Source organism: Variovorax sp. 22077 (assembly GCF_052044195.1).
GTDB lineage: Bacteria > Pseudomonadota > Gammaproteobacteria > Burkholderiales > Burkholderiaceae_C > Variovorax > Variovorax atrisoli.
This window is the reverse complement of record NZ_JBQEQC010000019.1, coordinates 15438-39023: the sequence shown is the minus strand read 5'-3', so window position 1 is coordinate 39023 and position 23586 is coordinate 15438. Positions and strand designations below refer to the sequence as shown.

Sequence of the window (23586 nt, the reverse complement as noted above, 5' to 3'; positions counted from 1 at the left end):
TGTCCGTGCGCAATGAGTGTGTCGGGGCGGGAGCCGAGAGTGCCTGCCTACTTGACCTGCTGCTTGCCCAGCTTGCGCGCCAGCGTGCGCCGGTGCATGCCGAGCCTGCGCGCGGTCTCCGAGATGTTGAAGCCGGTCTCGGCCAGCGTCTCGTGGATGCGCTCCCATTCGAGCGTCTTGATCGAGGTGGAGCGGTTGGTCAGCTCCACCTCGGTGGTGCCGACGGCGCGGCCGAAGGCGGCCTCGATGTCGTCGGTGTTCGAGGGCTTGGCCAGGTAGTGGCAGGCGCCGAGCTTGATGGCTTCCACCGCGGTGGCGATGCTCGCGAAGCCCGTGAGCACCACGATCAGCATCTTCGGGTTGTGCCGGTGCAGCATCTGCACGCAGGCCAGGCCCGAGGCCTCGCCGTTGAGCTTGAGGTCGACCACCGCGTAGCCGGGCGTGGCGGTGGCCAGCAGCGCCTCGACCTCGGCCAGGTTGCTCGCGTGCGCCACCGCATAGCCGCGGCGCTCGAACGAGCGCCCGAGCGCGCGCGCGAAGGCGCCGTCGTCCTCGACGATCAGCAGCTGGCGCTGCGCTTCAGCTCCGGTTTCGCTCATTGCCTTCCATTCCGATGGTCCTGCCGGCGGCCGCGAGGGCTTCCTCGTCGTCCGCGTCGTCGCCCACTTCCGTCTCTTCTTCCTCGAGCACGATGGCCGCGAGCGGCAGCGTGATCTTCACGACGGCGCCGCCCTCGGGCCGGTTGGCCGCCGCGACGCGGCCGCCCACGGTGCGCGCCACGTTCACCACCAGGAACAACCCCAGCCCGCCGCCAGCGCGGCCCTTGCTCGACTGGTAGGGCTTGCCGAACTCCTTGAGGATGGCCGGCAGGAAGCCGGGGCCTGCGTCGGTGACGGTGATCGTCAGCGCGTCGGCGTCGTGCGCCGCCTCGAGGCGCAGCCAGTGGGGCGACGCCTCCAGCGCATTGTCGAGCACGTTGCAGATCATCTGCTTGAGGGCCGAGTCGGAAACCATGGGCAGGTCGCGGCCGAAGCGGTTGTCGTACTCGAAATCCTCCACCGGGCGGGTGGTGCGCCATTCCTCGACCAGGTCGTCGAGGAAGGTGCTGACGGTGGTTTCCTCCGAAGACTCGCCGCGCGCCTCGCCGGCCGACAGCAGGATGCCGCTCACGATGCTCTTGCAGCGCTGGATCTGCAGTTCCATCTCGGCCACTTCGGTCAGCAGCTCGGGGTCGGAACTGAAATGCGGCAGCCGGCGCCAGTCGCCGAGGATCACCGCGAGCGTGGCAAGCGGCGTGCCCAGCTCGTGCGCCGCGCCCGAGGCCAGCAGGCCCATGCGCACGATGTGCTCTTCCTCCGAGGCGCGCTGCCGCAGGTCGGCCAGACGCGCGTCGCGCGCGCGCAGGTTGCGGCTGATGCGGGTGATGAAGATGACCAGCAGCGCCGCATTCAGCGCGAAGCACACCAGCATGCCCTGGATGTACGGGCTCCACAGGCCCCGGTCGTGGTCCAGCGGCAGCGCGAGCGGGCGCGAGAACAGCGCCAGCCCGGCGAAGCAGATGCTGGTGATGACCACCATGGTCCAGGTCGACCAGGCCTTCAGCAGCACCGCGCCGAGCGTCACCTGCAGCAGGAAGAGGAACACGAAGGGGTTGGTCGCGCCGCCGCTCAGGTAGAGCTGCGCAGTGAGCGTGGCCACGTCCACCAGCAGCGCGACGAACAGCTCGCCGTTGGTCACGCGCCGATGGCTGCGCGAGCGCAGCAGGCTCACCATGTTGAAGAGGGCGAGGCAGGCCAGCACCTGCAGCATGTGGTCCAGCGGAAGCCGGATCTCGAAGCCGTAGTGCACCACCAGGATGGTGGCAACCTGCCCGACCACGGCGAACCAGCGCAGCTGGATCAGCTGCTGCATGTTCTGGTGGCCGATGGCGTTGTCGAGGCTCGCGACGCCGGCGCGGGGCGGGTGCAGTTCGCCCGCGACCGCGGCGGCTTCAGCCGTCGCGGCGGGCATCTTGGTCGGCGGGGCGGGCGTCGGCATGGGCCGCATTTTCGCTGCGCCGCACGAACCAGGCCGCGATCAGCACCATCAGGGCCAGGCCATACCAGGTCAGGGCATAGACGAGGTGGCTGTTGGGAAATGAAATGACCGTCAGGCCGCCGGCGGGCCAGGCGGGGGTGTCGGCGGCCGTGGCGCCGGACTTTGCAGGCGCGGCTTCCGCATCGACGAAGTACGGCGCCACGTCGGCCAGGCCGCGCGCGGCGGCGATGGCCTGCACGTCGCGCGAGAACCAGCGGTCGCCGGCCGGATCGTTCTTGCGCAGGAAGCCGCCCTTGGGCTCGGTCAGGCGCAGCAGGCCGTCCACGGTGGTCTCGCCCTGCGGCTCGGTCGCGGTACGCGCCGCGCGTTTCTGCGCCTCGGGAGGCACGAAGCCGCGGTTGACCAGCACGATGCTGCCGTCGGCGCTGCTGCGAAGCGGGGTCAGCACCCAGAAGCCGGCGCCGAGCTTGGTGCTGGCCTGCACCAGCGTCTCTTTGTCGTGGAGGAAGGTGCCGGCAAGGCGGACATGCCGGTATTCGTCGTTGGCCGCGTTGACCGTGGGCCATTCGGTCCGCCCGGGGGCCGCGCTGGCCGGGGCGTGCACGCGCTGTTCGACGCGTGCGATGAGATCCAGCTTCCAGGCCCTGCGCTCGACCTGCCAGGTGCCGAGCGCGACGAAGCCGGCGAAGGCGAGGGCGGCGCAGACCGCCAGCGCCACCCGTGCGGCGGTGGAGCGCTGGCGGACGGCCTGCTCCGCCATCAGGGCATGTTCTTCATGTCGTGCACCGAGTGCGGCATCATGTTGGTGTTCATGTGGTACATGACCCACAGCGAACCGGCCAGCGTGATGACCACGAGCACGAGCGTGAAGATCAGCGCCAGCATGTTCCAGCCGCCTTCGGACTTCGCGTCCATGTGCAGGAAGTAAACCATGTGCACCACGATCTGCACCACGGCGAAGGCCAGGATGACGAGGGCGGTGGTGCCGGGCTTGTCGAAGACCTTGCCCATCACGAGCCAGAACGGAATGGCGGTGAGGATCACGGCCAGCACGAAGCCGGTCATGTAGCCCTTGAAGGTGCTGTGGCTCACCGGGCCGTCGTCGTGACCGTGCCCGTGATCGTCGTGGCCATGTGCGCCGTGGCCGGCGGTTTCGGTGTGCGCGCTCATTGCAGCGATCCCATCAGATACACGAAGGTGAAGACGCCGATCCAGACCACGTCCAGGAAGTGCCAGAACATCGACAGGCACATCAGGCGGCGGCGGTTGGCGGCGGTGAAGCCGTGCTTGGGCAGCTGGATCATCAGCACGATGAGCCAGATGATGCCGAAGGTCACGTGCAGACCGTGGGTGCCCACCAGCGCGAAGAACGACGACAGGAAGGCGCTGCGCTGCGGGCCCGCGCCTTCGTGGATCAGGTGCGCGAATTCATACAGCTCCAGGCCGATGAAGCCCGCGCCCAGCAGGCCCGTGATGGCCAGCCAGAGCAGCACGCCGCCCATGCGGCGCTGCTGCATCTGCAGCATGGCGAAGCCGTAGGTGATGGAAGACAGCAGCAGCAGCGAGGTGTTGATCGCCACCAGCGGCAGGTCGAACAGGTCGGCGCCCGAGGGGCCGGCCGCATAGCTGCGGCCCAGCACGCCGTACACCGCGAACAGGCAGGCGAAGATGAGGCAGTCGCTCATCAGGTAGAGCCAGAAGCCCAGCAGCGTGCCGTTCTCGGGGTGGTGGTCTTCGTTGCGGACGTTGAACACCTCGAAGGTGGGCACGCTCGCGGCGTTGCCCACGGTGTTCGTGTGGCTGGAGTGGAGGGCGGTACTGTTAGACATTGGCAGCCAGCAGGCGCGTGCGCGCTTCTTCGGTACGGACGACTTCTTCCGCGGGGATGTAGTAGTCGCGCTTGTAGTTGAAGGTGTGGATGATCGTGGCGGCGAGCATGGCGACGAAGCCGATGCCGGCCAGCAGCCACATCTGCCAGATCAGCGCGAAGCCGCACACCGCGCTCAGGCCCGCGATGATGAAGCCGGCGGCCGTGTTCTTGGGCATGTGGATCGGGCTGAAGCCTTCCAGCGGACGCTGGTAGCCGCGGGCCTTCATGTCCGACCAGGCGTCGTTGTCGTGCACGCGCGGCGTGAACGCGAAGTTGTAGGCCGGCGGCGGCGACGAGGTCGCCCATTCCAGCGTGCGGCCGTTCCACGGGTCACCGGTGGTGTCGCGCAACTGGTCGCGGCGGATGAAGCTCACCACCAGCTGGATCAGGAACGAGGCGATGCCCAGGGCGATCAGCACGGCGCCGAAGGCGGCGATCTGGAACCAGATCTGCAGCGACATGTCCTGGAAGTGGTTCATGCGGCGGGTGACGCCCATCAGGCCCAGGATGTACAGCGGCATGAAGGCGAACCAGAAGCCGACGATCCAGAACCAGAACGAGCACTTGCCCCAGAACGGGTCGAGCTTGTAGCCGAAGGCCTTCGGGAACCAGTAGGTGATGCCCGCCAGCATGCCGAACAGCACGCCGCCGATGATCACGTTGTGGAAGTGTGCGATCAGGAACAGGCTGTTGTGCAGCACGAAGTCGGCCGGGGGAACGGCCAGCAGCACGCCGGTCATGCCGCCGATCACGAAGGTGATCATGAAGCCGATGGTCCACATCATGGGCAGCTCGAAGCGGATGCGGCCGCGGTACATGGTGAACAGCCAGTTGAAGATCTTCGCGCCCGTCGGGATCGAGATGATCATCGTCGTGATGCCGAAGAACGAGTTCACGCTGGCGCCGGAGCCCATGGTGAAGAAGTGGTGCAGCCAGACGAGGTACGACAGGATGGTGATCACGACCGTGGCGTACACCATCGAGGCGTAGCCGAAGAGGCGCTTGCCCGAGAAGGTGGAGACCACTTCCGAGAAGATGCCGAAGGCCGGCAGGATCAGGATGTACACCTCGGGGTGGCCCCAGATCCAGATCAGGTTCACGTACATCATGGCGTTGCCGCCGAGGTCGTTCGTGAAGAAGTTGGTGCCTGCGTAGCGGTCGAGCGACAGCAGGGCCAGCACGGCGGTCAGCACCGGGAAGGCGGCGACGATCAGCACGTTGGTGCACAGGGCGGTCCAGGTGAAGACGGGCATCTTCATCATGGTCATGCCGGGCGCGCGCATCTTCACGATGGTGGCCAGCAGGTTCACGCCGGACAGCAATGTGCCCACCCCCGCTATCTGCAACGACCATATGTAGTAGTCGACCCCCACGTCGGGGCTGAAGAGGATGCCCGACAGCGGCGGATAGGCCAGCCAGCCCGTCTTGGCGAACTCGCCGACGAACAGCGACGCCATCACCAGGCCGGCGCCGAAGGTGGTCATCCAGAAGCTGAAGTTGTTCAGGAATGGGAAGGCCACGTCGCGCGCGCCGATCTGCAGCGGTACCACGAAGTTCATGAGGCCCGTGACCAGCGGCATCGCCACGAAGAAGATCATGATCACGCCGTGGGCGGTGAAGATCTGGTCGTAGTGGTGCGGCGGCAGGAAGCCCGCGTTGTCGCCGAAGGCGATGGCCTGCTGGGCGCGCATCATGAGCGCGTCGGCGAAGCCGCGAAGCAGCATCACCAGGCCCAGGATGATGTACATGATGCCGATCTTCTTGTGGTCGATGCTGGTGATCCAGTCGCGCCACAGGGTGCCCCACAGCTTGAAGTAGGTCAGTGCGCCCAGGACGGCCAGGCCGCCCAGCACCACGCCGGCAAAGGTCACGAGCAGGATCGGCTCGTGCAAGGGAATCGCCTCCCAGGAGAGGCGGCCGAAGACGAGCTTCGTCAGGTCTAGGTTCTGCAACATCTTATTCTTCAGTGGTGCACATCGCGGTGACGTACTTGCGCTTGGGCGTATCGAGGGATTCGATGTCCCATGCCAGCTTGGTGGCAACGTTGAAGGCGCCGGGCTTGCCCATGCCGCCGCTGGCGTCGATGGCCATCATTTCCTTCATGCACATCTTGTTGCGGTCCACGCACTGGTTGAGGATCGCGTCGTACAGGTCGGATGCAACGGTGGGGTAGTGGCGCACGGGCTCGCGCTCGCTCGGCACTTCGAGCTTCTTGTAGATATCGCGGGAGAGTTCGCCGTCCTTGCCGGACTTGACCTTCTGCACCCACTGGTCGAAATCTTCGTTGCTCAGGCCGTGGAACTTGAAGCGCATGCCCGAGAAGCCCGCGCCGCTGTAGTTGGCGGAGAAGCCTTCGAACTCGCCCGGCTTGTTGATGACCGCGTGCAGCTTGGTCTCCATGCCCGGCATGGCGTAGATCTGGCCGGCCAGCGCGGGGATGAAGAAGGAGTTCATGACCGAGGAGGCCGTGATCTTGAAGCTGATCGGGCGGTCCACCGGGGCGGCCAGCTCGTTCACCGTGGCGATGCCCTGCTCGGGGTAGATGAACAGCCACTTCCAGTCGAGGGCGACCACTTCCACCGTCAGCGGCTTGGTCTCGGCCGGAATGGCGCGCTGGGCGTCGAGGCGGCGCAGCGGCTGGTAGGGGTCGAGCGTGTGGGTGCTGATCCAGGTGATGGCGCCCAGCGCGATGATGATGAGCAGCGGCGCCGCCCAGATCGCCAGCTCGAGCTGGGTGGAGTGGTCCCAGTCGGGGCTGTAGGTGGCCTCCTTGTTGGACTGGCGATAGCGCCAGGCAAAGAAGATGGTCAGGGCGATCACCGGAATGATGATGATCAGCATCAGCACGGTGGAGACGACGATCAGGCGTCCCTGCTGATGGGCGATGTCGCCGGAGGGGTTCATCAGCACCGTGTTGCAGCCCGCCAGGAGCATGGCGGGGAGCAGCAGGAGTGCTCGGCGAAGGTTCTTGAGGATGTGCATGCCGGGGAAAAGAGATGCAGGGACGCAGGGGGCGACGCAAAAAGACCCCACAATCTACGCCTGAAGACGGGTTTCGCCTATTGGACGTTTTGTCCTATGGCGGTAAACGTGATTCGGTGCGACGCTCTGGGGTCTCCCATGGTCCTATGGTGTCTCGCCGCGGCGTTACATCTGAATTACAGCAAGCAATGACGACGTCCAGCATCATTTCGCAAGGCGCACAGCCGATGCCGAACCCGGCCGATCACGGCGGCGCCCGGCAGGGCGACGACCACTCGCACATCTCCCCCGGCGAGATCGCGGTCGGTGTGGTCATCGGCCGCGCCTCCGAATATTTCGACTTCTTCGTCTACGGCATCGCCTCGGTGCTGGTGTTTCCGGCGGTCTTCTTCCCGTTCGAGCAGCATCTCGAGGGCGTTCTCTATTCGTTCCTGATCTTCTCCTTCGCCTTCATCGCGCGTCCGTTCGGAACTGTCATCTCGATGATGATCCAGCGACGTTTCGGGCGGGAAGCCAAGCTCACGCTGGCGCTCTTCGTGCTCGGCACCTCCACCGCCGGCATCGCCTTCCTGCCGGGCTATTCGAGCCTGGGCTTCACGGCCATCGTGCTGCTGTCGGTGTTCCGCTTCGGCCAGGGCCTGGCGCTGGGCGGCTCGTGGGACGGCCTGCCGTCGCTGCTGGCGCTGAACGCGCCGGCCAACCGCCGCGGCTGGTACGCCATGCTGGGCCAGCTGGGCGCGCCCATCGGCTTCTTCATCGCCAGCGCGCTGTTCGCCTACCTGTATTCCAGCCTGCCGTCCGAAGACTTCCTCGACTGGGGCTGGCGCTATTCCTTCTACGTGGCCTTCGCGATCAACGTGGTGGCGCTCTTCGCCCGCCTGCGCCTGGTGGCCACCGACGAATACTCGCGCCTGCTCGAAGAGCGTGAACTCGAACCCACCAGCGTCACCGAGCTGGTCAGCTCGCAGGGCAGCAACATCCTGATCGGCGCGTTCGCCGCGCTGGCCAGCTATGCGCTGTTCCACCTGATCACGGTGTTCCCGCTGTCGTGGATCACGCTGTATTCCGACCAGTCGGTCACCGAATTCCTGGTGATCCAGATGGTGGGCGCGGTGTTCGGCGCCGCCGGCATCGTGGCCTCGGGCCTGCTGGCCGACCGCATCGGCCGCCGCTTCACGCTGGGCGGCCTGGCCGCGGTGATCGCCGCCTTCAGCGGCTTCGCTCCCACGCTGCTCGACGGCGGCCGCATCGGCCAGGACATCTTCATCCTGCTGGGCTTCGTGATCCTCGGCCTGTCGTACGGCCAGGCGGCCGGCGCCGTGACCTCCAACTTCGCGCCCAAGTACCGCTACGTCGGTGCGGCGCTCACGGCCGACGTGGCCTGGCTGATCGGCGCGGCCTTCGCCCCGCTGGTGGCCCTGGGTCTCTCGGCCCACTTCGGCCTGGCCTACGTGAGCGTCTACCTGCTGTCGGGCGCCGTTGCCACGCTGGCGGCCCTCGGCCTGAACCGGGCGCTGGCGCGGGACTGAGTCTTTCGCGCAACCACGAAAAAGGGGCCTCCATGGCCCCTTTTTCGTTTTTCATTACGATGCCCCGATGTTCGCCGCTGCAATCTTCGACATGGACGGGCTGCTGATCGACTCCGAGCGCCCCATCATGGCCGCCTGGATCGAGGTCGCCCGCACGCTCGGCATCGAGCTTTCGCACAGCCAGTACATGCAGGTGGTGGGGCTGTCCACGGTGGAGTCCGAAGTCGTGCTTGCCTCGCTGCTGGGCGGATCGGCGGCCTACACCCACGCCGTGGGCCTCGTGCGCCAGCGCCTGCAGCTGGAGCGCTCCGACGGGACGCCGCTCTTTCCGATCAAGTCCGGCGCGGCCGAGATACTGTCGGCGTTGCGCGAGCGCGGCACGCGTTGCGCCGTGGCGTCGTCATCCACGAGCGCGCAGATCCAGGCCTGTCTCGGCAGCCTGGGCGTGCTGGAGCATTTCTCTGCCTTCGCGGGCGGCGACGAGGTCGCGCGCGCCAAGCCCGATCCGGCCCTCTACCTGCTCGCGGCCGAGCGCCTGGGCGTGGACCCGGCCGAATGCATCGCGTTCGAGGACAGCGAGAACGGCGCCAAGGCGGCACTGGCGGCGGGCCTTCGGGTGGTGGTCGTGCCCGACCTCAAGCATCCGCCTGCATCGGTCGTCGAACGGGCTTTCCACGTGCTCGATTCGCTGCACGACGCGCTGGCGCACCTGCCGCGCTGGTTCCCGCAACAGGCCATGCAGAAGGTGTAACGGCATGATCAAGATCGGCACGCTCTGCCATGTGGTCGACAGCTGCCTGGCGTCGCCCTTCACGGAGCGGGCCGTGGGCCGGATCGTGGAGGTGGTGTCCGCGCCCTATGAAGCGCCGAGCGAGCGCTACCTGCCCGGCACCTACTACGACGTGCTGTTCGAGGGCTGGACCTTCTACTGCCGCAGCGACAAGCTCGTGCCCATCTCCGACCCCGACGCCCGCATCGAGCACTGGGAGGACGCCTTCCTCGAAGAGCCCGGCCTCCTGCCGGCGCCGGCTCCTGCCCCTCAGAGCACTTCGTCGCGCAGCTGCGGAAACACCTTCGACACCTTCGCGAGCAGGTAGTCGCCGTAGCGCCCGTTGAAGGCGTGCACGTTGGCGCGGTCCCAGCGTTCGGCACTGTCGTCGCGGGCCTCCGCGCCCGCGAGGCCCTCGATGCGCTGCACGCGTGCCTCGAAGTTCGGGTCGAAGAAGAGCGGAAACGACAGCCGGTCATGCCCCGAGGTGTTGCGCTTCACGCGGTGCGGCGTCGACTTGTAGAGCCCGCCGGTCATGCGGTCGAGCATGTCGCCGATGTTGCAGACGAAGGAGCCCGCCACCGGCGGCGCGTCGATCCAGCCGCCCGGCGTGTGCACCGCGAGGCCGCCGATGTGGTCCTGGTGCAGGATCGTCAGCAGCCCGTAGTCGGTGTGCTCGCCCACGCCCCATTGCACGTCGAGGCCTTCGGGCACCGGCTGCGAGGGGTAGTTGAAGAGGCGGAACAGGATCAGCGGATCGGCCGTGTAGCGCTTCGCGAAGTAGCCCGCGTCGAGGCCCAGGCTCAGCGCGATGCCTTCCATCAGCCGGTGGCCCAGTTGCGTGACGGCGGCCATGTATTCGAGGATGGTCTCGCGAAAGCCCGGCACGTCAGGGAACAGGTTGGGCCCGTGCACCGGCGTCTTCGCCTGCACCAGCGGATGCGTGGCGGGCAGCTCCGTGCCGAGGTAGAGGCCTTCCTTCCAGTCGGGCCGGCCGGAGGTCAGCTCGCCGCCGAGCGGAAAGTAGCCGCGCCATGCGCGGCCGCCCAGGGCCATGCGCCACTGCATCTTGGTTTCCTCGGGCAGGTCGAAGAAGCGGTGGCTCAGGTCTTCGAGCCGCTTCACCAGCGCCGGGTCGACGCCGTGGCCGGTCACGTAGAAGAAGCCGTGGGCGCGGCAGGCGGCGCCGATCTGCGCGGCCACGGCATCGCGTGCGGCGGTGCCGGCGACGAGCGCGGAAACGTCGATGAGGGGGAGGGCTGAAGCGGTCATGCGTCTCTCGCGAAGGGGGAGCGGATGTCGGCCAGGAACTGCTGCGCGCGCGGATGCTGCGGCCGGTTGAAGAAGTCGTCGGGCGTGGCGCGCTCCAGCACCTTGCCTTCGTCCATGAAGAGCACGCGGTCGGCCACCTCGCGCGCGAAGCCCATCTCGTGCGTGACGCAGACCATGGTCATGCCGTCGCGCGTGAGGTCGCGCATCACCAGCAGCACCTCGCCGACCATCTCGGGGTCGAGCGCGCTGGTGGGCTCGTCGAACAGCATCAGCGGCGGCTGCATCGCGAGCGCGCGGGCGATCGCCACGCGCTGTTGCTGGCCGCCCGAGAGCTCGCTGGGCCATGCGTTGGCCTTGTTCGACAGGCCCACGCGGTGCAGCAGCGCCATCGCGCGCTCGTCGGCCTGCTTGCGGGTGAGGCCGCGCAGCTGCATCGGCGCCATCGTGCAGTTCTGCAGCACCGTGAGGTGCGGGAACAGGTTGAACTGCTGGAACACGAAGCCGATGCGCGAACGGAATTCGTTCACGTCCAGCCCCGGAGCATGAATGTCCTGGCCGTTCACCACGATGCGGCCCGACTGGATCGGCTCCAGCCGGTTGAAGGTGCGGATCAGCGTCGACTTGCCCGAGCCGGAGGGCCCGCACACCACGACGACCTCGCCCTTGTGGATGGTTTCGGTCACGTCGACCAGCGCGTGGTAGCTGCCGTACCACTTGTTGACTTTTTCGAGTTCGATCATGCGGACACCTTGGTGGCGGCGGTGGAGATGCCGCGGCGTGCGAGCCGGCGTTCGAGCCAGTAGGCGAAGCGCGAGAGGCCGAAGCACAGGATGAAGTACGTCCCGCCCAAGATCAGGTAGATCTGAGCGGGCTTGGTGAACACCTGCGTGTTGATCTGCGTCGCGATGAACGACACCTCGGCCAGCCCGATGATGTAGCCCAGCGAGGTCTCCTTGATGGTCGAGACGAACTGGTTCACCAGCGAGGGCAGCATGCTGCGCAGCGCCTGCGGCAGTACCACGAGGCGCATCGCGGCGCCGTAGCCCAGGCCCAGCGCACGGGCCGTTTCCATCTGCCCGCGCGGCAGTCCCTGGATGCCGGCGCGCACGATCTCCGCCAGGTAGGCGGCGTCGAACACCACCAGCGCGATCAGCATGGTGGTGAACTGGTCGGTCTTCACGCCCGTGACGCTGGGCAGGAAGAAGTAGGCCCAGAAGATCACCATCAGCAGAGGCAGCCCGCGCACCACGTACACGAAGCCAGTGACCGGCCAGCGCAGCCAGCGCCAAGGGCTCACCCGCGCCAGCCCGAGCACGATGCCCAGAGGCAGCGCCAGCACCAGGCCGCAGGAGGCGAGGATCAGCGTGAGCACCAGCCCGCCGAGCGGCCCGTTCGGGTACTGGCCGATGAGGAAGTAGACCCAGTAGTCGTTGATGATCTGAAGCATCAGCGCTCAGCTCCCGCTTCACGTGGCTCGCGATGCACGGCACCGGCACGGCCAAGGCCGGAAACACCGCGGAACCGGCTTTGCCGGGCTGCCGGTGTTGCCCCCGGCGAGGGGGGAGGAGAAGCGACACGCAGTGCGCGCAGCCTGGGGGAGTGCGTCATATCGTCCGCACCGGGTAACGGTGGTGGTACCAGCTCGCCAGGCCCGTGATGGCCAGCGAAACAGTGAGGTAGGCCGCGCTCGCGAACGCGAAGGACTCGAAGCTGCGGAAGGTCGCGCTCTCGACCTGGCCGGCCTGGTACATCAGCTCGGCCACGCCGATCACGGTGGCGATGGAAGTGTTCTTCCACAGGCTCAGCGTCTGCGAGATGAGCGGCGGGATGGTCACGCGCAGCGCCTGCGGCAGCACTATGCGGCGCATGGTGGCAAGGTAGCTGAAGCCCATTGCCCGGCCGGCCTCGAACTGCACGGCGGGGATCGCGCGGATGCCGCTTCGGATGTCTTCCGCCATGAAGGCGGCCGTGTAGAGCGCCAGCGCGATGATGGCGCTGTAGGCCTCGATGTGCCCCGCGTAGAGCCATTGCTTGATGTCCTCCGGCAGCAGCTCGGGCGCGCCGAAGTACCAGAAGAGCATGTGCGCGAGCAGCGGAATGTTGCGGATCGATTCCACGTACGCAAAGCCGAGCCAGCGCAGCGGCGCTAAGGGCGACAGCCGCAGCAGCGCCACCACCACCGCGATGGGCAGCGCCAGCACCAGCGAGGCCGCGAGCAGCTGCAGCGACAGCAGCAGGCCCGCGACGAGCATGTCGTGGTACTTGCCGGTCAGCAGCAAGGAATAGTCGAACAGGGGCATGGCGGGCGACAGTATCACCGCCGCGGAGGGATGTGGCTCCCTCCCCCGCTGGGGGAGGGTTGGGGTGGGGGTGCGGCGGCGTCTGGAAAGACGCGGCGGTCATGTGCAGGCCGCTTGCCCCCATCCCGGCCTTCCCCCAGCGGGGGAAGGAGAAAGACCTGAGGCCGGGCTCAGTCGATCTTGTCGCTCTCGAGCTTGAAGTCGCGCGACTGGAAGCCCGATGCCGTGTTCGGGCCGTACCACTTGACGAAGATCTTCTCTGCGTCGCCCGACTTCTCGAGCTCGCGCAGCGTGTCGTCCACCACGGCCTTCAGGCCGCTCTCGCCCTTCTTGATGCCGATGGCCAGCGCCTCGGTGCTCAGGTTCTGCTTGAGCACCACGTACTGGGCCTTCTGCGGGCCGAGCTTGGCGTAGCTGCGCAGCAGCGCCGCCTCGTCGTCCACGTAGCCCACGCCCTTGCCCTGCTGCAGGGCCTGGAAGGCCTGCTGGCTCGTATCGAAGGTCACGACCTCGACGTTGGGCACGGCCTTGCGGATGTTCGGCTCCTGCGTGCCGCCGCGGATGGTCAGCACCTTCTTGCCGGCGAGCTGCGGCACCTCGGTGATGCCGCTGTCCTTCTTCACGAGCGCCTTCTGGCCGGTGACGAAGGTGGTGAGCGAGAAGTCGATCTGCGCCTCGCGCTCCTTGTTGTGCGTGAGGCCGGCGGCCACCAGGTCGACGTGGCCCTGCTGCAGCTCGGGAATGCGCGCGGCCACCGCGATCTGCTTGAGCACCGGCTTCACGCCGATCTTCTTGGCGATGGCGTTCACCAGGTCCACCTCGTAGCCGACGATCTGGCGCGTCTTGGGGTCGACGAAGGTCGCGGGCTCGTCCGTGCCGAGCACGCCGACGACCAGCTCGCCCTTCTTCTTGATGTCGGCCAGCTGGTCCGCATGGGCGGCGGTCCCGAGCAGGAAGGTCGAAGCGGCGAGGGCCGCGGCTGCAATCAGTTTCATGCGCATGTTCTTCTCCTTGGTGGAAACGGAAGGGGCAGGACCATATCAATAAAACCTCTGATTATTAAATCGTCAATCGACATATGCATATAGGGCAGCCCGAAGGCCGCTTTTCCGGGCTGGGTTAAATTCGCGGCGCAAAAACGCGCTTCGGGCGCCTTTGTTTCGCCTCCCTCAGCATCTCTTCGAGCGAGATCCTCATGATCATCAAACCCCGCGTGCGCGGCTTCATCTGCGTCACCACCCATCCCGCCGGCTGCGAAGCCAACGTCCGCCAGCAGATCGAATACGTCAAGGCGAAGCCCGCCATCGAAGGCGGCCCGAAGAAGGTGCTGGTGATCGGCGCATCGACCGGCTACGGCCTCGCCGCGCGCATCACCGCCGCCTTCGGCTGCGGCGCCGGCACGCTGGGCGTCTTCTTCGAACGCCCGGGCAGCGAGACCAGGCCCGGCTCGCCCGGCTGGTACAACACCGCCGCCTTCGAGCGCGCCGCGCATGCCGAGGGCCTCTATGCGAAGAGCATCAACGGCGACGGTTTTTCCGACGCGATGAAGCAGCAGGTCATCGACACCATCCGCGCCGACCTGGGGCAGGTCGACCTCGTCGTCTACAGCCTGGCCGCACCGCGGCGCACGCATCCGAAGACCGGCCAGGTCTTCAACTCGGTGCTCAAGCCCGTGGGCAAGGCGGTGACCTTGCGCGGCCTCGATACCGACAGCGGGACGGTGAAGGAATCGGTGCTCGAGCCCGCCACGCAGGAGGAGATCGACAACACCGTGGCCGTGATGGGCGGCGAGGACTGGCAGATGTGGATCGACGCGCTGCAGCAGGCCGGCGTGCTGGCCGACGGCGCCAAGACCACGGCCTTCACCTACCTGGGCGAGAAGATCACGCACGACATCTACTGGAACGGCTCCATCGGCGCGGCCAAGAAGGACCTCGACCAGAAGGTGCTGGGCATCCGCGCGCAGCTCGCGGCCAAGGGCGGCGACGCACGCGTGTCGGTGCTGAAGGCGGTGGTCACGCAGGCCAGCTCGGCCATTCCGATGATGCCGCTGTACCTGTCGCTGCTGTTCAAGGTGATGAAGGAAGAGGGCACGCACGAGGGCTGCATCGAGCAGGTGCACGGTCTCTATGCCGACAGCCTCTACGGCGCCGCGCCGCACATCGACGAGGAAGGCCGCCTGCGCGCCGACTACAAGGAGCTGGCACCGCAGGTGCAGTCGCGCGTGCTGGCGCTATGGCCCCAGGTGAACGACGCCAACCTCGGCGAGCTCACCGATTTCGCCGGCTACAAGACCGAGTTCCTGCGGCTCTTCGGCTTCGCGGTGGAGGGTGTGGACTACGACGCCGACGTGAACCCCGACGTGGGCATTCCGGGCATCGTGCAGCTCTAGCAGGCCCTTGAGGGGATACTCCCGCCCATGCAGATTCAAGAAAAGCCACCCGCCGGCACGCCCTTCGACTGGATCGGCGGCGAGGCCAAGGTGGAGGCGCTGGTCGAGCGCTTCTACGACCTGATGGACCTCGAGCCTGCCTATGCGCAGCTGCGTGCAGTGCACGGCACCAGCCTCGACAACGCGCGCCAGCGCCTGTTCTGGTTCCTCTGCGGCTGGCTCGGCGGCCCCCAGTACTACACCGACCGCTTCGGCCACCCGATGCTGCGCGCGCGCCACCTGCCGCAGAGCATCGGTGGCCACACCATCGGCATCAAGGAGCGTGACCAGTGGCTCGCCTGCATGGACCAGGCGATGGGCGAGACGGGCGTGCCCGAGGACTTGCGTGCGAGGCTGCGCGACTCCTTCTTCAAGACCGCTGACTGGATGCGCAATAGAGGCGAATGATCGCCGGCCAGACACACGAGCAACGATTTCCGAAAGACGCTTCTTCCATCATGAATTCCATCGTCATCATCGGCGGCGGCCACGCCGCGGCCCAGCTCTGTGCGGGGCTTGCCGAAGCCGGGCAGGGCGCGCGCGTCCACCTGGTCTGCGAGGAGGCCTGCGAGCCTTATCACCGTCCTCCGCTGTCCAAGGCCTTCTTGAAGAGCGCCGAAGAGACCACGCAGCCGCACAAGGCCGCCGACTGGTACCGCGAAGCCGGCATCACGCTGCACCTGGGCGATGCGGCCGTGACCATCGACCGCGAGGCGCACACCGTCACGCTGCGTTCGGGCGCGATCCTGCCGTGGCAGCAGCTGGTGATCGCCACCGGTACGCGCGCGCGCCAGATGCCCGACCTCAAGCCGGGCCTGGAGAACGTCGCCAGCCTGCGCGCGGCCGACGAGGCGCATCGCCTGCGCACGCGGCTCGCTGCGGCAGAGAAGGTGACGGTGCTCGGCGGCGGCTTCATCGGGCTCGAAGTGGCGGCGACCGCCAAGGCGCTCGGCAAGACGGTGCAGGTCATCGAGAGCGCGCCGCGCCTGCTGGGCCGCGCCGTGTCGCCCGAGCTGTCGGCGCACGTGCTGGCCACGCATCGCGCGTCGGGCATCGACATCGTGCTCGGCGCGCAGACCGGCGCCTTCGAGGTCGAGGGCGACCGGCTGGTGTCGCTGCAGGTCAACGGCGCGAAGCAGCCGGTCGACCTGCTGCTGCTGGGCATCGGCGCAGTGCCCGAGACCGCGCTCGCTCAGGCGGCCGGCATCGAGTGCGCGGACGGCATCGTGGTGGACGAGCACATGCGCACCAGCGCGGCCGACGTGCTCGCGGTGGGCGACTGCACGCGCTTTCCCGATCGCCGCGCGGGCCGTGCGCTGCGGCTCGAGTCGGTGCAGAACGCGAACGACCAGGCGCGCACCGCGGTCGCCACGCTCACCGGCGAGGCACGCGCGCACGATGCGGTCGCGTGGTTCTGGTCAGACCAGGGCGGCATGCGCCTGCAGATGGTGGGCCTGATGCCCGCCGAAGGCACGCCGGGCCTGAGCAGCGTGCGCCGCGCGGGCCCGAAGCCCGACGCCTTCTCGCTGTTCCACTATGTCGATGGAAAGCTCGTGTGCGTGGAGTCGGTGAACGCGCCGGTCGACCACATGATGAGCCGCAAGCTGCTCGAGGCGGGCCGCAATCCCGATGCGGCGTCGGTGGCGGATGCCTCGGTGCCGCTGAAGAACCTGCTGGCCTGAGCCGAAGAAGGTGCTCAGCGCCGCGCGGGCGCCAGCAGCACCACCAGCGCCCCGGCTCCGCCTTCGGCCGGCTTGGCCTGCACGAAGGCGATCACCTCGTTCTTCTGGATCAGCCAGCGCTGCGTCTTGGTCTTGAGCACCGGCTGCTTGCCCGGCGAGCCCAGGCCCTTGCCGTGCACCACGCGCACGCAGCGCAGGCCCTGCTTGTACGCATTGCGGATGAAGCCGCCCAAGGTCTCGCGCGCCTCGTCGCTGCGCAGCCCGTGCAGGTCGACCTGCGCCTGGATGGCCCAGTCGCCCTTGCGCAGCCGCGCGGTCACGTCGGTGCCGATGCCCGGGCGGCGGAAGCTCATGGCGTCGTCGACGTCGAGCAGCGTGGTCACGTCGAACTCGTCGGAGAGCGATTCGCGCAGCACGCGCTGCTCGTCGAGCTGGTGCTGCACCGGGATGGGCGCGGGCGGCTCCGGCGCGAGCGGCACCACGGCCTTGCGGCGCAGCGGCTCGGTGGCGCCGATGGCACGGGTGAACAGGTCTTTCTCGGCCGCGCGCTTGCGCTCGGCCAGCGCCTTGGCCGCGGCCTCGGCGGCTTCGCGCTCGCGGGTCTCGGCGAGCACGCGCTGCACCTGCTTGAGATCGGCGAGGTTCTTGATCGAAGGCGTGCGTGCGGCCATCAGAGCAATCCTTTCTCGGCCATCGAGAAGCTCTGCCCGGGGCTCACGATGATGTGGTCGAGCACGCGCACGTCCACCAGCGCCAGCGCGGCGCGCAGCGTCTGCGTGAGCGATTCGTCGGCGCGCGAGGGCTCGATGCTGCCGCTGGGGTGGTTGTGCGCCAGCACCACCGCTGCCGCATGGTGGTGGATGGCGCGCGTGACCACTTCGCGCGGGTAGACGCTGGTCTGCGTGAGCGTGCCGCGGAACATTTCCTCCAGCGCGAGCATGCGGTGCTGCACGTCGAGGAAGACCACCGCGAACACCTCATGGGGGCGCGGGCCGATGTGCAGCTGCAGGTACTGCTTGACCGCGTCGGGCGAGTCGAAGACGGGGCGCTCGCGCAGCTTCTCGCCCATGGCGCGGCGCGCCAGCTCGAGCACCGCGATCAGTTCGGAGCGCTTGGCGCTGCCGCCCAGCCCCTTGACCGACTTGAGGTCGTCGGCGCCGGTGTGCAGCAGCCCGGAGAGCCCGCCGAAGCGTTCGAGCAGCTGCTGCGCAAGCTGCAGCACGTTCTTGCCCGCCACGCCGGTGCGCAGCAGCAGGGCCAGCAGCTCGGCATCGGCCAGCGCGGCCGCGCCGCGCGCGATGAGCTTTTCGCGCGGACGTGCGTCCAGAGGGAGATCCTTGAAAGACATGAAACCCCGGGGTGAAACCTTGGCGGAGCCGGGTGAAGCCCCGGTCCTTAAAATGAGGCCAGTTTATCGGGACACATCCCTGTCTCCGCACACCTTCGCTGCACCATGTCCCAAGTCGTGAATTCCGGCTCCTTTCTCACCCTGCACTACCGGCTGGCCGGTCCGGCGGGCGACATCATCAACACCTTCGCCGACAAGCCCGCCACGCTTTCGCTGGGCACCGGCGAGCTCTCGCCCGCCATGGAGCAGCGCCTGATTGGCCTGGAAGAGGGCACGCACGCCACCTTCGAGCTGCCCGCGGGCGAGGCCTTCGGCGAGCGCAATCCCGACATGCAGCAGTGGGTGGCCAGGAAGCTGCTCGCGCAGATGGGCGACCCCGACGAGCAATATGCCGTGGGTGACGTGGTGCAGTTCCCCACGCCCGACGGCACGGGCAGCTATGCCGGCGCGGTCATCGAGTCGAACGACACCGCGGTGCGCTTCGACTTCAACCATCCGCTCGCAGGCCAGCCCGTGACCTTCGAAGTGAAGCTCATCGGCGTGCTATGAACCCCGGAATCTCCGAAGTCATCCTGGCCGAGCCGCGCGGTTTCTGCGCGGGCGTGGACCGCGCCATCGAGATCGTCGAGCGCGCCATCGCGAAGTTCGGCGCGCCGATCTACGTGCGCCACGAGATCGTGCACAACACCTACGTGGTGAACGAGCTCAAGGCCAAGGGCGCGATCTTCATCGAGGAACTCTCCGACGTGCCGCCCGGCGCCACGCTGGTGTTCAGCGCGCACGGCGTGAGCAAGGCTGTGGAGCAGGAGGCGCGAGACCGCGGCTTCTCGATCTTCGACGCGACCTGCCCGCTGGTGACCAAGGTGCACGTCGAGGTCGCCAAGCTCGCGAAGGAAGGCTACGAGTTCATCATGATCGGCCACAAGGGGCACCCCGAGGTCGAGGGCACGATGGGCCAGCTCTCCAGCGGCATCCACCTGGTGGAGGACGTGGAGGACGTGGCCAGGGTCGCCCCGGGGCAGACCGACAAGCTCGCCGTGGTCACGCAGACCACGCTGAGCGTGGACGACGCCGCCGACATCGCCGCCGCGGTGCGCGCGCGTTTTCCCAAGGTGCGAGAGCCCAAGCAGCAGGACATCTGCTACGCCACGCAGAACCGCCAGGACGCGGTGAAGATCATGAGCCCGCAGGTCGACCTCGTGATCGTGGTCGGCAGCCCCACCAGCTCCAACAGCAATCGCCTGCGCGAACTGGCGCAGCGCCTGGGCACCGAGAGCTACATGGTCGATTCGGCCGCCGAACTCGAGCCCGGGTGGTTCGAGGGCAAGGCGCGCGTCGGCATCACCGCCGGCGCCTCGGCGCCCGAAGTGCTGGTGCGCGAGGTGATCGACCGCGTGCGCGCATTCGGCGCGGTGTCGGTGCGCAAGATGGACGGCATCGAGGAAACCATCAAGTTCCCGCTGCCCAAGGGCCTCAAGCTCGACGACATTCCTCCCCCTGGACACATCTCTTGAACACCACGCAGACCGCCGGCTGGCGCTCCCAAATAGATAGCGCATCGCAACGGCTGGCCGAGCGCGCCGGCCACTTCCTGCGCCAGACGCCGTTGTGGAAGCTGCCGGCTTCGGCCTTCGGCATCGACGCGAGCGGCGCGGAAATCTGGCTCAAGCTGGAGCACATGCAGGTCAGCGGCAGCTTCAAGGCGCGCGGCATGATGAACCGGCTCCTGGCCAACGACATTCCGCAAAGCGGGGTGATCGTCGCCTCGGGCGGCAATGCGGGCATCGCCACGGCGGCCGCGGCGCGCGCGCTGGGCGTGCCCTGCCAGGTCTTCCTGCCGGGCGTGTCGCCCGAAGCCAAGCGCGCGCGGCTGCGTGCGCTGGGCGCCGAAGTGGTCGTGGTCGGCGAGCTGTACCCCGATGCGCTGGCCGCCTGCCTGACGCGCCAGAAGGAATCGGGCGCCTTGCTCACCCACGCCTACGACCAGCCCGAAGTGGTGGCCGGGGCCGGCACGCTGGGCCGCGAGATCGAGCAGCAGGGCGGCCTGCCCGACGCTGTGCTCGTGAGCGTGGGCGGCGGCGGCCTGATCGGCGGCCTGGCCGGCTGGTTCGAGAAGCGCTCCCGCGTGGTCGCGCTCGAGCCCGAGAAGGCGCCGACGCTGTTCCGCGCCCGCGAGGCCGGCGAGCCGGTCGACGTGGAGGTGGGCGGCATCGCCGCCGATTCCCTGGGCGCGCGCCGCATCGGCGCCATCGCCTGGGAGATCACCCGACAGCACGTGCAGGACGCGCTGCTGTTGTCCGACGAATCCATCCGCGCGGCCCAGCAGTGGCTCTGGAAGGAGCTGAAGCTGGCCGTGGAACCGGCCGCCGCGCTGCCGCTGGCGGCGCTGCAGACCGGTGCCTACAAGCCGCGCGCGGGCGAGAAGGTCTGCCTGATCGTCTGCGGGGCGAACGTCGATCCCGCGACGGTTGCCTGACGGCTTCCTGCTTCACGCAGTTCATCTTCCAGGCTGGCAGAGCCTGTCGGCAGGCATGCCGAAGCCCGTGGCCCGCAACCGCGGGCCGCAGGGCATCGCCAGCCTGCCGCCTTCGGCCCGCGCACGCCCACCTAAAATCCCTCCATGCTCGACATCACCCTGCTCCGCAAAGATCTGGCCTCCGCAGTGGCCGGCCTCGAAAAACGCAAGAAGAACCAGCCGTACCTCGACGTGTCGGCATTCACCGCGCTCGAAGCCGAACGCAAGACCCTGCAGACCCGCACCGAGGAAATCCAGGCCCGCCGCAATGTGCTGAACAAGCAGATCGGCCCCCTCAAGGCCAAGGGCGAGTCGACCGACGCGCTGATGGCCGAAGTGAATGCGCTGAAGGCCGAGCAGGAATCGCAATCGAAGCGTCTCGACGAGATCCAGCCGGAGCTGCACGCGCTGCTCCTGGCCGTGCCCAACCTGCCGCACGCCAGCGTGCCGGTCGGCGAGGACGAGACGGGCAACGTCGAGATGCGCCGCTGGGCCCCGAAGGGCGGCGCCGGCGCCAACGCCACGCCGCTGGGCTTCGCGCCCAAGGACCACGTCGACCTCGGCGCGCCGCTGGGCCTCGACTTCGAAACGGGCGCCAAGCTCGCGGGCTCGCGCTTCACCGTGATGAAGGGCCCGATCGCCCGCCTGCACCGTGCGCTCGCGCAGTTCATGCTCGACATCCAGACCGAGAAGCACGGCTACAGCGAGTGCTACGTGCCCTACATCGTCAACGCCGCCACCCTGAGCGGCACCGGCCAGCTGCCCAAGTTCGAGGGCGACCTGTTCGCCGCGAAGAAAGGCGGCCAGGACGGCGAACCCGCGCCCGACCATTCGGCGCTGTACCTCATCCCGACCAGCGAAGTGCCGCTGACCAACTTCGTGCGCGACGAGGTGGTGCCCGAGTCGCAGCTGCCGATCAAGCTCACCGCCCACACGCCGTGCTTCCGTTCCGAAGCCGGCAGCGCGGGCCGCGACACGCGCGGCATGATCCGCCAGCACCAGTTCGACAAGGTCGAGATGGTGCAGATCGTGCACCCCGAGAAGAGCTACGACGCACTCGAGCAGATGACCGGCCATGCCGAGGCCGTGCTGCAGGCGCTGGAGCTGCCTTACCGCGTGGTGCTGCTGTGCACGGGCGACATGGGCTTCGGCTCCAGCAAGACCTATGACCTCGAAGTCTGGCTGCCCGCGCAGGACACCTACCGCGAGATCAGCTCGGTCTCGAACTGCGAAGCCTTCCAGGCGCGCCGCCTGCAGGCCCGTTTCAAGAACGCACAGGGCAAGAACGAACTCGTGCACACCCTCAACGGCTCCGGCCTGGCAGTGGGCCGCACGCTCGTGGCCGTGCTCGAGAACCACCAGAACGAAGACGGCTCGATCAACGTGCCCGCCGCGCTGCGTCCGTACCTCGGCGGACTCGAAGTTTTGAGGGCCTGATCGCAGGGGGCTTCAAAAGCCCCGTTTTTGTCTGCTAGAATCGCAGGCTCGACAGCACCGGAGAGGTGGCAGAGTGGTCGAATGTACCTGACTCGAAATCAGGCGTACTAGCGATAGTACCGAGGGTTCGAATCCCTCCCTCTCCTCCAAAAAATGACGGCCTGATCCATGTAGAACGTGGATCAGGCCGTTTTCTTTTGCCCCGATGGGCTGCAAGACTCTTCGTATCCCGGAAAAGGATTTGCCATGAAGCTCCATCCCAAACTGATTCCTTGCGCCGCTTCGATGTTGGCGATCCTGTCGATCGCCGCGTGCTCGACAGCGCAGCCGCAGGCAACGGCGGATGCCGCCACGGCACCCGCCGCGTGCCGGCCGGACGCCGCAGCCGCACTGACCGGCAAGGCCCGCATGAGCGATGCCGAGGCGCGGCAGGCGACGGGCGCATCCATCGTGCGCCAGATCCAGCCCGGCCAGCCGGTGACGATGGACTACCGCCGCGAGCGCGTGACGATCGAGACGGATGCGGCCAGCGGCAAGATCGTCCGCGCCTTCTGCGGATAGGCCGGGCTTTCTCCGATCAGCCGTTCGCCGCGGTACCCGCTGCGGCCTGAGCCGAAGGACGTGCGGTGAGGGCGGTGGCGACAGCACCTTCCTTGTCGAGCGAACACCACGCGGCCTGAGCCTGGGACTTGCCTGCTTCGAGCGAGCACCAGGCCGCCGAAGCCTTATCCGCTTCCAGCGAGCACCAGGCAGCAGCTGCCGAGCCCTTGCCGACCTCCGCCGAGCACCAGGCCGCCGAGCCCTGGCCAGCCTCGGCCGAACACCATGCGGCCGACGCCTTGCCCGCTTCCAGCGAGCACCAGGCCGGCGAGCCCTTGGCCGCTTCCGCCGAGCACCATGCTGCGGAACTCTTGGCAGCTTCGGCGGAGCACCAGGCTGCCGAGCCCGTGCCGGCCTCGGCCGAGCACCACGCAGCCGAGTCCTTCGCCGCCCCATGCCGCAGCGCGGGCGTCGGTTCGCCGAACTCCTCGGCGAGCAGGCGCTGCATCTGCTGGAAGGCCGCCTCCAGCGCCTTCGCGTCGTCCTCGCCGCGCAGGCCGAGGTAGGGGAAGTGGTGCAGGAAGTATCCGAAGGTGGCCTCGCAATCGGCGGCGTACTTGCGCGTGTCGAGGATGTGCATGTGCCAGAAGCGGTCGACGTCCTGCTCGGGCGCGAGCGTCAGCTCGGGGTGCTTCGCATGCAGGATGAGGTAGCGCTTGTAGGCCACTTCCATCTGGTCCGCGTAGCCTGCCGACCAGCCGTAGCCATCTTCCTTGCGCGTGGCCTTGAACTTGATCGGCGTCAGGTCGAGCGCGTGGATCGCCGCGATCGTCTGTTCCAGCGACTTGCTCTGGATTGAATCGGTCATGAATGC

The 23586-nt window shown here is 67.6% G+C and carries 26 protein-coding genes and 1 tRNA gene; 12 read left to right on the top strand and 15 right to left on the bottom strand.

The genetic code is table 11. From position 1 onward, the window contains the following. Positions 1–47: 47 nt before the first annotated feature. The 7 genes from ACTJLF_RS24320 to cyoA are packed head-to-tail and all read right to left on the bottom strand — an operon-like array spanning position 48 to position 6889. A complete protein-coding gene (locus ACTJLF_RS24320) occupies positions 48–599 on the bottom strand; it encodes a response regulator transcription factor (RefSeq protein WP_019656668.1) in 552 nt (183 codons plus the stop codon). Continuing rightward, positions 580–2037, bottom strand: coding sequence for an ATP-binding protein (locus ACTJLF_RS24315; RefSeq protein ID WP_309938121.1), 1458 nt, complete (start codon positions 2035–2037; stop codon positions 580–582). The genes ACTJLF_RS24320 and ACTJLF_RS24315 overlap by 20 nt, the downstream gene beginning before the upstream one ends. Beyond that, entirely contained in the window at positions 1991–2797 is an 807-nt protein-coding gene (locus ACTJLF_RS24310) for an SURF1 family protein (protein ID WP_126183118.1), read from the bottom strand. The genes ACTJLF_RS24315 and ACTJLF_RS24310 overlap by 47 nt, the downstream gene beginning before the upstream one ends. After that, complete coding sequence (gene cyoD, locus ACTJLF_RS24305; RefSeq protein WP_019656671.1) at positions 2797–3207, bottom strand: cytochrome o ubiquinol oxidase subunit IV; 411 nt, start codon at positions 3205–3207, stop codon at positions 2797–2799. The genes ACTJLF_RS24310 and cyoD overlap by 1 nt, the downstream gene beginning before the upstream one ends. Further along, positions 3204–3866 (bottom strand): cytochrome o ubiquinol oxidase subunit III, encoded by a 663-nt coding sequence (gene cyoC / locus ACTJLF_RS24300; RefSeq protein ID WP_019656672.1) that lies wholly within the window; start codon positions 3864–3866, stop codon positions 3204–3206. The genes cyoD and cyoC overlap by 4 nt, the downstream gene beginning before the upstream one ends. Beyond that, entirely contained in the window at positions 3859–5862 is a 2004-nt protein-coding gene (cyoB, locus tag ACTJLF_RS24295) for a cytochrome o ubiquinol oxidase subunit I (protein WP_019656673.1), read from the bottom strand. Before cyoB ends, cyoC begins: the two co-directional genes overlap by 8 nt. 1 nt (position 5863) lies before the next feature. Next, positions 5864–6889: a ubiquinol oxidase subunit II gene (gene cyoA / locus ACTJLF_RS24290; RefSeq protein WP_132753891.1), complete on the bottom strand. Its 1026-nt coding sequence runs from the start codon at positions 6887–6889 to the stop codon at positions 5864–5866. 188 nt (positions 6890–7077) lie between these two features. On the opposite strand from cyoA, the gene ACTJLF_RS24285 reads away from it, so the two are divergent. From ACTJLF_RS24285 to ACTJLF_RS24275, 3 genes are all read left to right on the top strand, one after another. After that, positions 7078–8418, top strand: a complete 1341-nt coding sequence (locus tag ACTJLF_RS24285) for an MFS transporter (RefSeq protein WP_126183119.1) — start codon at positions 7078–7080, stop codon at positions 8416–8418. A gap of 67 nt (positions 8419–8485) precedes the next feature. Next, entirely contained in the window at positions 8486–9169 is a 684-nt protein-coding gene (locus tag ACTJLF_RS24280) for an HAD family hydrolase (protein ID WP_019656676.1), read from the top strand. Between the two features lie 4 nt (positions 9170–9173). Next, complete coding sequence (locus ACTJLF_RS24275; RefSeq protein WP_132753889.1) at positions 9174–9515, top strand: hypothetical protein; 342 nt, start codon at positions 9174–9176, stop codon at positions 9513–9515. Here the strand turns inward: ACTJLF_RS24275 and ACTJLF_RS24270 are convergent. The 5 genes from ACTJLF_RS24270 to ACTJLF_RS24250 all read right to left on the bottom strand — a co-directional run bounded on the left by ACTJLF_RS24270 (position 9458) and on the right by ACTJLF_RS24250 (position 13760). Then, the gene (locus ACTJLF_RS24270; RefSeq protein ID WP_132753887.1) at positions 9458–10459 is read right to left on the bottom strand and encodes an isopenicillin N synthase family dioxygenase; all 1002 of its coding nucleotides are present in this window, start codon (positions 10457–10459) and stop codon (positions 9458–9460) included. The genes ACTJLF_RS24275 and ACTJLF_RS24270 overlap by 58 nt on opposite strands. Then, positions 10456–11199, bottom strand: a complete 744-nt coding sequence (locus tag ACTJLF_RS24265; RefSeq protein ID WP_019656679.1) for an amino acid ABC transporter ATP-binding protein — start codon at positions 11197–11199, stop codon at positions 10456–10458. The genes ACTJLF_RS24270 and ACTJLF_RS24265 overlap by 4 nt, the downstream gene beginning before the upstream one ends. Beyond that, entirely contained in the window at positions 11196–11906 is a 711-nt protein-coding gene (locus tag ACTJLF_RS24260) for an amino acid ABC transporter permease (protein WP_019656680.1), read from the bottom strand. The genes ACTJLF_RS24265 and ACTJLF_RS24260 overlap by 4 nt, the downstream gene beginning before the upstream one ends. Positions 11907–12063: 157 nt before the next feature. Further along, positions 12064–12759 carry an amino acid ABC transporter permease gene (locus tag ACTJLF_RS24255; RefSeq protein WP_132753885.1) on the bottom strand — a complete coding sequence of 232 codons (696 nt, stop codon included), beginning with the start codon at positions 12757–12759 and terminating at the stop codon, positions 12064–12066. Between the two features lie 170 nt (positions 12760–12929). Beyond that, the gene (locus ACTJLF_RS24250) at positions 12930–13760 is read right to left on the bottom strand and encodes an ABC transporter substrate-binding protein (protein WP_019656681.1); all 831 of its coding nucleotides are present in this window, start codon (positions 13758–13760) and stop codon (positions 12930–12932) included. 194 nt (positions 13761–13954) lie between these two features. Here ACTJLF_RS24250 and fabV point away from each other — a divergent pair, with 194 nt between their 5' ends. The 3 genes from fabV to ACTJLF_RS24235 are packed head-to-tail and all read left to right on the top strand — an operon-like array spanning position 13955 to position 16872. Further along, positions 13955–15151, top strand: a complete 1197-nt coding sequence (gene fabV, locus ACTJLF_RS24245; RefSeq protein ID WP_132753883.1) for an enoyl-ACP reductase FabV — start codon at positions 13955–13957, stop codon at positions 15149–15151. A 27-nt stretch (positions 15152–15178) separates the two neighbouring features. Further along, positions 15179–15598, top strand: a complete 420-nt coding sequence (locus ACTJLF_RS24240) for a group II truncated hemoglobin (RefSeq protein ID WP_019656683.1) — start codon at positions 15179–15181, stop codon at positions 15596–15598. Between the two features lie 50 nt (positions 15599–15648). After that, complete coding sequence (locus ACTJLF_RS24235; RefSeq protein WP_126183124.1) at positions 15649–16872, top strand: NAD(P)/FAD-dependent oxidoreductase; 1224 nt, start codon at positions 15649–15651, stop codon at positions 16870–16872. Positions 16873–16886: 14 nt separating this feature from the next. Here the strand turns inward: ACTJLF_RS24235 and ACTJLF_RS24230 are convergent, their stop codons facing one another. Then, positions 16887–17543, bottom strand: coding sequence for a Smr/MutS family protein (locus ACTJLF_RS24230; RefSeq protein ID WP_145760870.1), 657 nt, complete (start codon positions 17541–17543; stop codon positions 16887–16889). Beyond that, positions 17543–18220: a RadC family protein gene (radC, locus tag ACTJLF_RS24225; protein WP_019656686.1), complete on the bottom strand. Its 678-nt coding sequence runs from the start codon at positions 18218–18220 to the stop codon at positions 17543–17545. The genes ACTJLF_RS24230 and radC overlap by 1 nt, the downstream gene beginning before the upstream one ends. Positions 18221–18325: 105 nt before the next feature. On the opposite strand from radC, the gene ACTJLF_RS24220 reads away from it, so the two are divergent. The 6 genes from ACTJLF_RS24220 (at position 18326) to ACTJLF_RS24195 (ending at position 22733) form a co-directional block, all read left to right on the top strand. After that, positions 18326–18769, top strand: coding sequence for an FKBP-type peptidyl-prolyl cis-trans isomerase (locus ACTJLF_RS24220; RefSeq protein ID WP_132799382.1), 444 nt, complete (start codon positions 18326–18328; stop codon positions 18767–18769). Further along, positions 18766–19734, top strand: a complete 969-nt coding sequence (gene ispH, locus ACTJLF_RS24215; RefSeq protein ID WP_019656688.1) for a 4-hydroxy-3-methylbut-2-enyl diphosphate reductase — start codon at positions 18766–18768, stop codon at positions 19732–19734. Before ACTJLF_RS24220 ends, ispH begins: the two co-directional genes overlap by 4 nt. Next, positions 19731–20696: a threonine/serine dehydratase gene (locus ACTJLF_RS24210; RefSeq protein ID WP_019656689.1), complete on the top strand. Its 966-nt coding sequence runs from the start codon at positions 19731–19733 to the stop codon at positions 20694–20696. The genes ispH and ACTJLF_RS24210 overlap by 4 nt, the downstream gene beginning before the upstream one ends. A gap of 144 nt (positions 20697–20840) precedes the next feature. Continuing rightward, positions 20841–22172: a serine--tRNA ligase gene (serS, locus tag ACTJLF_RS24205; RefSeq protein WP_019656690.1), complete on the top strand. Its 1332-nt coding sequence runs from the start codon at positions 20841–20843 to the stop codon at positions 22170–22172. Positions 22173–22231: 59 nt separating this feature from the next. After that, positions 22232–22321, top strand: a tRNA-Ser gene (locus tag ACTJLF_RS24200). Between the two features lie 97 nt (positions 22322–22418). Then, the gene (locus ACTJLF_RS24195) at positions 22419–22733 is read left to right on the top strand and encodes an I78 family peptidase inhibitor (protein WP_126183154.1); all 315 of its coding nucleotides are present in this window, start codon (positions 22419–22421) and stop codon (positions 22731–22733) included. A gap of 16 nt (positions 22734–22749) precedes the next feature. On the opposite strand, the gene ACTJLF_RS24190 is transcribed toward ACTJLF_RS24195, so the two are convergent. Continuing rightward, positions 22750–23580, bottom strand: a complete 831-nt coding sequence (locus ACTJLF_RS24190; protein WP_440884055.1) for a glycine-rich domain-containing protein — start codon at positions 23578–23580, stop codon at positions 22750–22752. Positions 23581–23586: the final 6 nt, after the last annotated feature.